Genomic DNA, 12294 nt, shown 5'->3' with positions numbered 1-12294 from the left:
AACGGGCGAGGTGGCTATGGTAGGGGCTCCACTGGAGACAACCAGAGCCGACAGGGGAGGTGTGGCCGCGTCCGGAGATCGTGGGGGAGTGCTGAGGCGCTTCCTCGGATCGGCAGGCAGGCCCAAATCCGTGAACAACACCGCTGACAGCAGCCACGCCGGCGACTACGCCCAGACCGCGACCTTCGCCACCGACGCGGACGGGCAGGCGTGGACTCCGCCCACCTGGGAGGAGATCGTCAGCACGCACAGCGGCCGTGTCTACCGCCTCGCGTACCGCCTCACTGGCAACCAGCACGACGCCGAGGACCTCACGCAGGAGGTTTTCGTCCGCGTCTTCCGCTCGCTGTCCACCTACACCCCGGGCACCTTCGAGGGCTGGCTGCACCGCATCACCACCAACCTCTTCCTGGACATGGTCCGCCGCAAGCAGCGCATCCGCTTCGACGCCCTCGGCGAGGACGCGGCCGAGCGACTGCCCAGCCGCGAGCCGTCGCCCCAGCAGATCTTCAACGACGCCCACTTCGACGCGGACGTCCAGCAGGCCCTCGACACCCTCGCGCCGGAGTTCCGTGCCGCGGTCGTCCTGTGCGACATCGAAGGACTGTCGTACGAGGAGATCGCCGCGACCCTGGGAGTCAAGCTCGGTACGGTCCGCTCACGGATCCACCGCGGCCGTTCCCAGCTGCGCAAGGCCCTTGCGCACCGTTCCCCTGAGGCCCGTGCCGAGCGACGCTCCTTCATGGCCCGGGTTCCCGCGCTGGGAGGAGGGGGCGCGACCGCGTGAGTGGATCACTGCCCAAACCCGGCGAGGGAAGCCTCGCGGACCAGCATCTGGGAGACCGACTCGCCGCCCTGGTGGACGGCGAGCTCGGTCATGCCACGCGTGAGCGTGTCCTCGCGCATCTCGCCACCTGTCCGAGGTGCAAGGCGGAGGCGGACGCCCAGCGCCGCCTGAAGAACGTCTTCGCGGAGGCCGCCCCGCCACCGCCCTCGGAAAGCTTCCTGGCCCGCCTCCAGGGGTTGCCGGGGGGTGGTCCGGAGGACGGCGACAGCTCGCCGTTCGGCGGGGGAGGACTCAACGGAGGACTGTCGGGACGACCCGGCGCCGCCGGAGTCTTCGGCGTGAGACGTGGCGAGCGCTTCGCATTCGACTACGTCCCCTCCCGTCCGCACGCCCCGGTGCTCCCGCCGTCCGCCGGCCGGGGCTTCCGCATCCATGACGTCAGCCGTCACGAGGCCGAGCGTTCGGCCTCGCGCGGTATGAGGTTCGCGTTCGTCGCCGCCGGAGCGGTGTCGCTGGCCGCGATCGCGCTGGGCGGCGTCACCACCGTGGCGCCGGGTGACACCAGCGACGCCCGCGGCGGTACCGGCGCCGGCAGCAATGTGACCCCGGCACGCACCCCGGGCACGGGGGCGGCGGTGCCGGAGAACCAGCGGCGCCGTGGCGTCAGTCCGCAACTCGCGCAGGAAGAGGGACAGCGGGCGTTCGGTGACGCGGCGGTCGCCCCGACCGAGGCGTCCGCGAAGCTGCTGCCGGGGATTCCCGCGCAGGTCCAGGATGCGGTCGTGCACAGCCTCACGGCGCCGGTGGTCGCGGGTGCCGCCGCGATGTCCCCTCTCATACGTCCGCTCAGCGCCACCCCGCCGCTCACCCTGACGTCCTGGTCCGGGACCCCGGACCTCACCACCACCGGTCTCCTCACCGCACCCGTCCCCCGCACCACGTCCGCGCCCACTCCCCCCGCCACCGCCCGCTGACCGGATCCCTGCTCCGCGGCGCGTGAACCTGGTTGAATCCACAGGTAGGTCGACGCGCCGCGAACCGCGGCCGGTCAGCTGTGGGGAGAGCATGGACGAGGGGAAGCCCACGAAGGCGAAATGGTGGAGCCGACCCAGGCCGCAGAGGGAGTCCGGGCCGGCACCGGGGGTGACGGGTCCGGACGGGGACTTCGAACTGAGGGCTCCGGAGGATGCGGCGTCGGGCGTGACGGGCTTCGAGGACGATCGAGACGTCGAGGCGAGAGCTCCCGCGGATGCGCCGACCGGCGCTGAGACGGGGGACTTCGAACTGAGGGCTCCGGAGGATGCGGCGTCGGGCGTGACGGGCTTCGAGGACGATCGAGACGTCGAGGCGAGAGCTCACGCGGATGCGCCGACCGGCGCTGAGACGGGCGAACTCCGGACCCCGCGCGGTGGGACGGCGGACTCGGACGGCGACTACGAGCTCATGGCCCCGCGTGACGTGGACAGTGACCTGGAGCAGCCGCCGGTTGCCCACGGAGCGGACACGGACACGGACTTCCCGCTCCCGGCGCCGGGAGCGAGAGCCATCGGGGAGGGCGACTTCGAGCTCGCGGCCCCTGGACGCTCGGCCCCCGCCCCCGCCCCCGCCCCGGAAGGGCCCGTTCCGCCCGCTGAGGGCCCTCCCGAGCGCCCGCGCGACTCCGAGTCCACCAGCACTCCGCCGTACGGCGTACCGGGCCCCTGGGCCCCCGCCCCGCCCGTCCAACACCCCACAGCCACCCCAGCCCACGACCCGGCGACACCGGCGACACCACCTCGGCCCCCGTGCCCGCCTGCATCGGGGCCCCCGCCTACGGGCACGCCCGATCCGACGGTGCCCGAGGCCCGGCAGGGCGCGGTGAGCCCCGCGTCACTGCTTTGGGCCCCTGAATCCCAGAGCGGACCGTCTGCCCCCGCGTCGCCCCCCGCCCACGACCCGGCGACACCGGCAACACCACCTCGGCCCCCGTGCCCGCCTGCATCGGGGCCCCCGCCCACGGGCACGCCCGATCCGACGGTGCCCGAGCTCCGGCAGGGCGCGGTGAGCCCCGCATCACCACTCCGGGGCCCCGAAGCCCCGAGCGAACCCCCTGCCCCCGCTCCCACGCCCTGGCAGAACTACGACCCCTGGGCCCCCGTTCCCGCCGCTCTCCAACAAACCGGCTCACTCGTCGACACCAGGGACGCACTGCGCCGGCGCGTGCGGCGGAAGCTGCTCGGCTCGGCCGTGGCGCTCGCGCTCGTCGCGGGCAGTGTCGGCGGGGCCGTAGGGGCGTATCTGGAGCGCAACGGTGTCGGCGGCCAGGTGGTGCAGTTGCCGCAGGCCGGGCGGGAGTCCGGCCGGCGGGCTCCCGACAGCGTGGCCGGGATCGCCGCCCGGGCCCTGCCCAGTGTCGTGACCCTGCATGTGAGCGGGGCCTCGGAGTCCGGGACCGGGACCGGGTTCGTGCTGGACGGCCGGGGACACATCCTGACCAACAACCACGTCGTGGAGCCTGCCGGGGCCGACGGCGAGATATCGGTGACCTTCCACAGCGGGGACACCGCCAAGGCGACCGTCGTGGGACGGGACAGCGGGTACGACCTCGCCGTCGTCGAGGTCAGAGGTGTCGGCGGGCTGCAGCCCATGGCCCTCGGCAACTCCGACAACGTCCAGGTCGGCGACCCCGTCGTCGCCATCGGCGCCCCCTTCGACCTGGAGGGCACCGTCACCTCCGGCATCATCAGCGCGAAGGACCGGCCCATCACCGCCGGCGGCGGAAGCGGGGACGGCAGTGACGTGTCGTACGTGGACGCCCTGCAGACCGACGCGCCCATCAACCCCGGCAACTCCGGAGGCCCGCTCCTCGACTCCCGGGCCCGGGTCGTCGGCATCAACTCCGCCATCCGTTCCGCCGACGACGGCTCCGACTCCGGAAGCGGTCAGGCCGGCTCCATAGGCCTCGGATTCGCCATCCCGGTCAACCAGGCCAAGCGGGTCGCGGAGGAACTGATCAACACCGGCAGGGCGACCCACCCCGTCATCGGCGTCACCCTCGACATGGACTACACCGGTGACGGCGCCTGCGTGGGGGCCAGGGGCAACGACGGCGGCCCCGCCGTGACCGAGGGAGGCCCGGGTGACAGGGCCGGGATCGAGGCGGGCGACATCATCACCGCGGTCGACGACCGCCGTGTGCACTCCGCGGACGAACTGATCGTCAGGACCCGCGCTCATCGTCCCGGCGACCGCCTGGAACTCACCGTGAGGCGCGGCGGCAGGGAGAGGACCGTCTCCCTGGTGCTCGGATCCTCGGACGGCGGCTAAGAGAATGGCATGAGAACCGTCAGAGGTCCGATGAACAGAAACCTCACAGATACCGCTCCAAACCCCGCTTCACAAGGCAAACAACCCGGAAAACCGTCCGCCCGCCCACACTCGGAGCCCTCGGGACAGTACCGGTCGTACGGGAACGGCAGGTACCGTGGACCCGGCCCGGACCACGGAAGACCGCGCAGACCACCCGAGGGCCGAGGACCGAGGACATCGCAAGGAGCTTCAGGTGTTCAATGACATAGGACCGCTCGAGCTGGTCACGCTCGTTGTCCTCGCCGTGCTCGTCTTCGGTCCGGACAAGCTCCCGAAGGTCATCCAGGACGTCATGCGGACGGTGCGCAAGATCCGCGAGTTCTCGGAGAGCGCCAAGCAGGACATCCGGTCCGAGCTCGGACCGGAGTTCAAGGACTTCGAGTTCGAGGACCTCAACCCCAAGACGTTCATCCGCAAGCAGTTGGACAACGACGAACTGGGCCTCAAGGAGATCCGCAACGGCTTCGACCTGAAGAAGGAGATGGCCGAGGTCACCGACGCGGTGCACAGCACGGACACGGCGTCGTCGTCCTCCTCCTCGTCGCAGTCCGGTGGCCGGATCGACATGACCAAGAAGGCCGAGGAGCCAGGCGAGCAGGACCGTCCGCCCTTCGACGCGGACGCCACCTGAGCCGTACGCCCCACCGGCAGGCGCCCACTGGCCAGTTCGGCTCGCGGGCGCCTTTTCCGTCGTGAACGACGTCGTCAGCGAGTCGTGGGCGAGGTCGTACGTGACGCGTTTCATATCTCTCCCACCCTCTGTACGGCCTGAACGAGTCCCCCGCACGCCCCGCGCGCCGGGCGGTTTCCCGGCAGCTCGGAGCGGTGTGGCTATGCTGCCGAGTTGTTGTGCGGGCCGTACGTGCACGAGCGACGCCACCCGAAGGGGGCGGCCCGGTCCGGTCCGACCAGAGCTAGTAGGAGGCGTCCGGCACATGGAGACGACGAGTGGGGCAGTCGCGCAGGCGCCGGCCGCGGAGGGCGGCCGGCAGGTTCCCTCCGCCCGGCGCACGGTCGACGGCTACCTTCAGGCGCCCTTCCCCTGGTACGGCCTCGACGAGGCGTTCACGGGGCCGCGCTGGCTGATGCAGGTCGGCACGTCGGCCGACGGGGCCGTCGAGCACGGCTCGATCGGACACGGTGACGAGCCGTCCGTGAAGAACGAGGCGGGTTCCACGGGTGAGCCGAAGGAGAAGTTCGCGGTCGTCGTGACCGTCGCCGCGAACCCGTCCCGCAGAAGCGCCGACGGCACGGGGCTGCTGGAGGCCACGTCCGTCTCCTCCGCCGCCTGGCTGGCCGGGGTGGGGCTGCTGTCGTTCACGTGGCCCGGTCAGATGGACCACTCGCTGCGCGACGACTGGCTGGACCAGCAGACCGAGACGGCCTGGGTGCTGGCGGACGACCTCGACGGCTCCGACTGGTCGACGCTCTCCCTGCCGGTGGACGGGGTGCCCACGCCCTTCCACTACCGGGAGTCGGAGTTCGGCTGGGTGCTCGCGGGCTCCACGCAGGAGGGGGTGCACGTGGGGGCGTACGGGAGAGGCATGAGCGCGTACGGCCTCGGGTTCGCGATGATCAAGGACATCTCCGCGTACGCCTAGGACAGGCGGAGGCACCGCGAGCCGTGCGGTGCCCCACGTGCCGGTCCGTCCTATCGGCCCAGCCGTCGCCGTACCCGCCGGACCTGGCGGTTGTCGGCGACCGCGTCGAGGAGCCGGCGCCCGGTGCCGGTCTCGTGGGCCGGGCCCTCCAGCCGCAGCAGGGTGCCGTCGCGGACGACGGCGTGGGCGACCGGGGCGTCCGACTTCGGCAGGCTGACCGGGTGGCGTCCGGCCGGGAGACCGAGGCGGGCGGGAAGACGCAGGGCCGCCGTCGTTCCGTCCTCGCCGGGGACCAGCTCGGCGGTCACCGTCAGGGCGGACACGGTGACCTTGACGCGAGCCGGGGCGCCGGAGGGCACAGCCGCCACGTACGGCAGCGGGAGCGAACGCTCACCGCGCGCGGTGTTCGCGGCGGCGGCACCGGCCGTGTCGGAACCGAGCCTGCGCTGACGCTGGTCCACGTCGAGGGCGAGCTGCCCGCTCCCCGTCCAGTACGGCAGCGCGAGCCGCCCACCGGTCAGTGCGGCGCCCGCGGCCGGGGCACCCGGGGTGCCGTCACCGGTCAGGCGGACCATCCGGTCGACGCCCAGCAGCTGGACGAACGCCCACACGTCGTGCACCCCGCGCTCCAACGGCCGCCCGCCCGCGAGCCGTTCGGGGGCGAGCAGCAGCCGCCCGGACGCGACGAGCCGAGACCGCCCCTCCCCGCTGGGCTCAAGACGCACCTCCAGGTCGCCCTCCGGGTACCACCAGTCCTCACGGTCCCGGTCCTTGACCACGACCTCGGCGTACGCCAGCCGGAACGGATCGCGGACCTCCCAGCCGTCCTCCGCCCCCGGCACCCCGGCCACCAGCTCCGGGTCCAGCCACTGCTTCCCGTCCCGCTCGACGAGGACCAACGGCTCGCCGTCCCCGCGCAGCAGGTCCAGCGTGACGTCGGCGACCAGCCGGCCGCCCTCCCAGCGCAGTCCGCCGACCGTGCTGCGGGCCTTGACCTCACGGACACGCTCGGCGAGGGCCACGGCTCCGTCGAAGTCACCGCTCTCCAGCAGCTCGGCGCGCAGCCGCGACACGGCGGGCAGGCCCTCTCGCACGGCGGCGGGGAACTCCTCCAGGGCCAGCCGACGGGCCGCCTCGAACCGCTCCCGCTGCTCGGTGGGGTCCTCGCGGAGGATCTCGGGCTCACGGGTCCGGGAGAGAAGCTCGACGTGGTAGATGCGGTGCAGCAGACGGTTCTGGAGGGCGTCGACGTCGTCGGACGGGGGCGTGCCGTCCTTGATCTGCCGGACGATCGTGCGGGAGTTGGACCAGAAGCCGTGGCGCGGATTGAAGCGGTGCTGGGTGTTGTTGCCGCCGTCGTCCCGCTTCATCCAGTAGTAGCAGGGGTAGTCGGCGAGGACCGAGATCCGCTCGGCCTTCAGATAGGCGGCGCTGACGAAGGCCAGGTCCTCCAGGATCCAGGGCCCCTCGGGGAACCGCAGCCCGTGCTCGTCGAGGAAGGCGCGCCGGAACATCTTGTGCGGGGACATGCTCTGCATGAGCTCGTCGTTCTCGATCGTGCAGGCGTCCACCGTGTGCCGGAACAGCCGCCGGGGCCGGACCATCGTGCTGGACATCTTGCCGAGCACCACGTCGGCGTCGTTCCGCTTCGCGTGCTCGTACAGCCGCTCCAGGGCCTCGGGCCCGAGCGTGTCGTCGTGGTCGACGAACTGGATGTACTCGCCCTTCGCGTGCCGCATGCCGAGATTGCGCGGGGCGCCGGGCCAGCCGGAGTTCGGCTGGGTGTGCACCTGGACGTTCGGATGTGCGGCGGCGATCTTCTGGAGCCGGGCCAGCGTGTCGTCGGTCGATCCGTCGTCGACGTAGACGACCTCGTACTCGTCGGCGGGCAGACTCTGCCCGAGCAGCGACGGGGCGCACTCGTCGACGTACTTCCCGGTGTTGTAGACGGGAACGATGACGCTGACTTTGACTCTCGGCATTCCACGGACCCTACCTGTCCCGTGGAATGCCTCTTTTCACGTGTGTCTTACCAAGGTGCGTCTCAGAACTTGTTCTTCGGGGTGATCCCCAAGGACAGCCCCGAAAGCCCCCGCTGCCGCCCCCCGAGCTTCCCCGCGATGCCCCGTAGGGCCGCGCCCGCCGGGGAGTCGGGGTCGGTCAGGACGACCGGCTTGCCCTCGTCGCCGCCCTCGCGGAGGCGGACGTCGATCGGGATGGAGCCGAGGACCGGGACCGCCGCACCGGTCGTGCGGGTCAGGCCGTCGGCGACCGACTGGCCGCCGCCCGTGCCGAAGACGTCGACCATCTCGCCGCAGTGCGGGCAGGGCAGGCCGGCCATGTTCTCGACGACGCCGACGATCTTCTGGTGGGTCTGGACGGCGATGGAGCCCGCGCGCTCGGCGACCTCCGCGGCGGCCTGCTGCGGGGTTGTCACCACCAGGATCTCCGCGTTCGGGACCAGTTGGGCCACCGAGATCGCGATGTCGCCGGTGCCCGGGGGAAGGTCCAGGAGCAGGACGTCCAGGTCACCCCAGTACACGTCCGCCAGGAACTGCTGGAGGGCACGGTGGAGCATCGGGCCACGCCACACCACCGGCGCGTTGCCCGGTGTGAACATGCCGATCGAGATGACCTTCACGCCGTGTGCCGACGGCGGCATGATCATGTTCTCGACCTGCGTCGGACGGCCGTCGGCACCCAGCATGCGCGGCACCGAGTGGCCGTAGATGTCGGCGTCGACCACGCCCACCTTGAGGCCGTCGGCCGCCATCGCCGCCGCCAGGTTGACCGTGACCGACGACTTGCCGACACCGCCCTTGCCGGAGGCGACCGCGTACACGCGCGTGAGCGAGCCCGGCTTGGCGAAGGGGACCTCGCGCTCGGTCTGGCCGCCGCGCAGCGCGGTCGCCAGCTCCTTGCGCTGCTCGTCGCTCATCACGTCAAGCGTGACGTCGACGCGGGTGACGCCCTCGACGGCCGAGACCGCGTCGGTCACGCGTTGCGTGATCGTCTCGCGCATGGGACAGCCGGAAACCGTCAGGTAGACGGCGACCGCGACCGCTCCGTCCGCGCCGATCCCGACCGACTTGACCATCCCGAGTTCCGTGATGGGGCGGTTGATCTCGGGGTCGTTCACCGTCGCCAATGCCGCGCGCACCGCGTCTTCGCTAGCCATACCGACGATGGTACGGGGCTGCGCACCGACCCCTGTACGGCTCTCAACGGTCTTCTACGTCACGTCCCGACGGCCGATTCGGGCGTTCTGCCGGGAATACGACATGCCCGTCGTGCTGCCGCGCCTCCAGCTCCTTCATCAGATCCTGGAGCTCCGAACGCATCCAGTCGCGGGTCGCGACCTCCCCGAGACCGATGCGGAGCGCGGCGATCTCGCGGGTCAGGTACTCGGTGTCCGCGATCGACCGCTCGTTCTGCTTGCGGTCCTGTTCGAGGTTGACCCGGTCCCGGTCGTCCTGCCGGTTCTGCGCGAGCAGGATCAGCGGGGCGGCGTAGGAGGCCTGGAGGGACAGCATCAGCGTGAGGAAGATGAACGGGTAGTGGTCGAAGCGCAGGTCGACGGGCGCGAAGATGTTCCACAGCACCCACACGATGATGACGACCGTCATCCAGACGATGAACCGCCCGGTGCCCAGGAACCGCGCGATGCGCTCCGACAGCCGCCCGAACGCCTCCGGGTCCCACTCGGGCAGCAGCCGGCGGCGCGGCGGGCGGGGCTGGTCGAGGCGGGCACGCGGGCGGGTGGCCGCGGTGGCGCCGGAAGGGGTGCGCTCGCGGTTCGGGGTCTCGCGCTCAGGCGTCATGGTGGGCCACACCCTCCGCGTCGAACTCCGTCTCCCGCCAGTCCTCCGGCAGCATGTGGTCCAGTACGTCGTCCACCGTCACCGCGCCGAGCAGCGACCCCGCCTCGTCGACCACGGGTGCCGCGACCATGTCGTACGTCGCGAAGAACCCGGCGACGACCGGCAGGGCCGCGTCCGGGTCCAGGGCCTGCAGGTCGTCGTCGACGAGTGAGCTGACCAGGGTGTACGGCGGGTCGCGCAGCAGGCGCTGGAAGTGGACGGTGCCGAGGTATTTGCCGGTCGGGGTCTCGTCGGGCGGGCGGCACACGTAGACCTGGGCGGCGAGGGCGGGGGACAGGTCGGCGTTGCGGACGCGGGCGAGCGCCTCGGCGACCGTGGCGTCCGGCCGCAGGACGATCGGCTCCGTCGTCATCAGACCGCCGGCCGTGTGCTCCTCGTAGGCCAGCAGGCGCCGCATGTCGGCCGCGTCGCCGGGCTGCATCAGGCTCAGCAGCCGCTCCTGCTCCTCCGTGGGGAGCTCGGAGAGCAGGTCGGCCGCGTCGTCCGGGTCCATGGCCTCCAGGACGTCGGCGGCCCGATCCGCCTTCAGTTTGCCGAGGATCTCGATCTGGTCGTCCTCGGGGAGCTCCTCCAGTACGTCGGCCAGCCGGTCGTCGTCGAGCGCCGCGGCCACCTCCGCGCGCCGCTTGGGGGAGAGGTGGTGCAGGACGTTGGCGAGGTCGGCGGCGCGCAGCTGCTCGAAGGTGGCCAGGAGGCTCTCGGCGCCCTGTCCCTGCTCCTCCAGGGTGAAGCCGGTGACCGCGGACCACTCGACGGTCAGCGCCTCTCCCTTGCGCCGGAAGGCCCCGCCCTTGCCGCCCTTGCGGACGAAGACGCGGTGGATCTCCCAGTCGCGGCGGGCCGGCAGCTGCTGCACCGCCACGTCGAGGACGGTGACCTGTTCGTCGGTCTCCACGAGGGTGACCCGCCGGTCCAGGAGCTCGCCGAAGACCAGGCGCTCGGTGGGCCGTTGCTCGAAGCGGCGGACGTTGAGCACGCCGGTGCTGATGACCTGGCCGGACTCGATGCTCGTCACCCGGGTCATGGGCAGGAAGATGCGGCGCCGGGTGGACAGTTCGACGACAAGGCCGAGCACGCGCGGGGGCCGGCGCCCGACGCGCAGCACGACGACCAGGTCGCGTACGCGGCCGACCTGGTCGCCGTTGGGGTCGAAGACGGCGACGCCGGCGAGGTGCGAGACGAAGATCCGGGGGGCTCCCGCTGCCATGGCTGTGCTTCCTTTGCGTACGGGGTGTTTCGTTCGTCGGTCGTTGTCCGGATTGCCCGCTCGGGAGGGCTTCAGGCTAGCCCGTACCGATCGGATACGCCCTGGTGGGCGGTCTGGACGGGCTGGCTCCGCCCGGGGTCCCGGGCCCCGGTACGCTGCCGTACGCCGCTGAAGGACCCTCGTCAGAAAGGCAGCCCCCTCTGTGACTGCGATTCCCCAGGGCCGTACCCGCAGGGCCGTGCTGGTGGGCGGGGTGTGCGCCCTGATCGTGACGGGGACGGGGCTGACGGGCTGCAGCGAGGACCCCGACGCCGGCACCAACGGCGTCGGCAAGCTGCCCGCCGCGCAGATCCAGTCCAGGACGCGGGCGGCCGCCGGGTCCGCCGACGCGCTGCGCCTTTCCGGGAACGTGGTGACCAGCGGGCGTACGTACAAGCTCGACATGCGCCTGAAGTCCGACGGCGGCTCCGGATCGGTCACCGCGGAGGGGGACACCTTCCAACTGCTGCGGATCGGTGAGGAGCTGTATCTGAAGGCCGACGCGGGCTTCTGGACGCAGGAGGACGGCAAGGGCGACGGTTCGGACCCGGACGCGGCGGCGGACAAGCTGGACGGCAAGTACGTGAAGGTGCCGTCGGGCGACCCGGCGTACAAGAAGTTCAGCGGTTTCACGGACAAGGACGTTCTCCTCGACGGGCTTCTGACCCTTCACGGCACCCTGGGCACCGACGGTCACCACGAACAGGCGGGTACCCGCACGATCCGGATTACCGGCTCCGAGGGCGACGGGGGCACGCTGGACGTCTCGCTGGAGGGTCAGCCGTACCCCCTGCGCCTGGTACGGGCGGGCGGCGCGGGCACGCTGACCTTCTCGGCCTGGGGCAAGAACTTCGCCCTGACCGAGCCGAAGAAGGACGAGACGGTGGACTACGGCAGGCAACTGCCGACGTCCTAGCCGCGTTTGCGGCGCTTCACCAGCAGTCGCGGAAGACCCGCGGGGACCGGCTCACGCGTGGTCGCCGGTGTCGGCAGCGGCGGTTCGGCCAGGTCACCGTCGGGCAGCGGTGCCGTGACCCCGGTCGGCTCCAGGCGCAGCACCCGGCACTCGCGGGACCAGCGGTCCGTCATCGCCTCGCCGTCGGGGGCGTTGAGCCGCTTCCCCTTGAGTTCGGCGACGGCCGCCTGCCACGCCTCGGAGCCGGGAGCGAGTTCCACGACCCTCGCCGCCCAGGAGACCAGCCGGCCTCCCTTGTCCTTGCTGCGGACGGTCACCTCGGCCGGGCCCGCGTCGGCCAGCCCCGGGAGCGGCTGCTCGCCGGGCCCGTCGCCGACCAGACAGGCCGCGCCGTCGTGCCAGACGTGCCACAGGGCGCGGGCCGGGCCGTCCGGCCCCTTGACCCAGATGAGGCCGGACTTCTTGGTGGCCTCCTCGACGAGGGCCCGGTCCAGCAGCTCGCTTGTCATGGCGGC

11 protein-coding genes are annotated in these 12294 nt (G+C 71.7%); 6 read left to right on the top strand and 5 right to left on the bottom strand.

From position 1 onward, the window contains the following. Positions 1 to 88 precede the first annotated feature (88 nt). From sigE to ACZ48Z_RS30655, 5 genes are all read left to right on the top strand, one after another. Positions 89 to 787, top strand: a complete 699-nt coding sequence (gene sigE / locus ACZ48Z_RS30675; RefSeq protein WP_468739129.1) for an RNA polymerase sigma factor SigE — start codon at positions 89 to 91, stop codon at positions 785 to 787. Then, entirely contained in the window at positions 784 to 1761 is a 978-nt protein-coding gene (locus tag ACZ48Z_RS30670) for an anti-sigma factor family protein (RefSeq protein WP_468739128.1), read from the top strand. Before sigE ends, ACZ48Z_RS30670 begins: the two co-directional genes overlap by 4 nt. 91 nt (positions 1762 to 1852) lie before the next feature. Then, positions 1853 to 4093, top strand: coding sequence for a S1C family serine protease (locus ACZ48Z_RS30665; RefSeq protein ID WP_468739127.1), 2241 nt, complete (start codon positions 1853 to 1855; stop codon positions 4091 to 4093). Positions 4094 to 4328: 235 nt separating this feature from the next. Further along, a complete protein-coding gene (locus ACZ48Z_RS30660; RefSeq protein ID WP_468739126.1) occupies positions 4329 to 4766 on the top strand; it encodes a sec-independent translocase in 438 nt (145 codons plus the stop codon). A 304-nt stretch (positions 4767 to 5070) separates the two neighbouring features. After that, on the top strand, positions 5071 to 5736 hold the full coding sequence (locus ACZ48Z_RS30655; RefSeq protein WP_468739125.1) for a hypothetical protein: 666 nt from the start codon (positions 5071 to 5073) through the stop codon (positions 5734 to 5736). Positions 5737 to 5786: 50 nt separating this feature from the next. On the opposite strand, the gene ACZ48Z_RS30650 is transcribed toward ACZ48Z_RS30655, so the two are convergent. The 4 genes from ACZ48Z_RS30650 to ACZ48Z_RS30635 form a co-directional block, all read right to left on the bottom strand. Continuing rightward, on the bottom strand, positions 5787 to 7718 hold the full coding sequence (locus ACZ48Z_RS30650; RefSeq protein ID WP_468739124.1) for a glycosyltransferase family 2 protein: 1932 nt from the start codon (positions 7716 to 7718) through the stop codon (positions 5787 to 5789). A gap of 62 nt (positions 7719 to 7780) precedes the next feature. Then, entirely contained in the window at positions 7781 to 8914 is a 1134-nt protein-coding gene (locus ACZ48Z_RS30645) for an Mrp/NBP35 family ATP-binding protein (RefSeq protein ID WP_468739123.1), read from the bottom strand. Positions 8915 to 8957: 43 nt separating this feature from the next. Continuing rightward, positions 8958 to 9557: a DUF1003 domain-containing protein gene (locus ACZ48Z_RS30640; protein ID WP_468739122.1), complete on the bottom strand. Its 600-nt coding sequence runs from the start codon at positions 9555 to 9557 to the stop codon at positions 8958 to 8960. Continuing rightward, positions 9547 to 10824 (bottom strand): magnesium transporter MgtE N-terminal domain-containing protein, encoded by a 1278-nt coding sequence (locus ACZ48Z_RS30635; RefSeq protein WP_468739121.1) that lies wholly within the window; start codon positions 10822 to 10824, stop codon positions 9547 to 9549. Before ACZ48Z_RS30635 ends, ACZ48Z_RS30640 begins: the two co-directional genes overlap by 11 nt. Before the next feature lie 202 nt (positions 10825 to 11026). On the opposite strand from ACZ48Z_RS30635, the gene ACZ48Z_RS30630 reads away from it, so the two are divergent. Continuing rightward, complete coding sequence (locus ACZ48Z_RS30630; protein WP_468739120.1) at positions 11027 to 11779, top strand: hypothetical protein; 753 nt, start codon at positions 11027 to 11029, stop codon at positions 11777 to 11779. Here ACZ48Z_RS30630 and ACZ48Z_RS30625 read toward each other — a convergent pair. Then, positions 11776 to 12288 carry a hypothetical protein gene (locus ACZ48Z_RS30625; RefSeq protein WP_468739119.1) on the bottom strand — a complete coding sequence of 171 codons (513 nt, stop codon included), beginning with the start codon at positions 12286 to 12288 and terminating at the stop codon, positions 11776 to 11778. The genes ACZ48Z_RS30630 and ACZ48Z_RS30625 overlap by 4 nt on opposite strands. Positions 12289 to 12294: the final 6 nt, after the last annotated feature.

This window comes from Streptomyces sp. NPDC031225, assembly GCF_055570355.1.
This window is presented reverse-complemented; position numbering and strand designations above follow the sequence as displayed.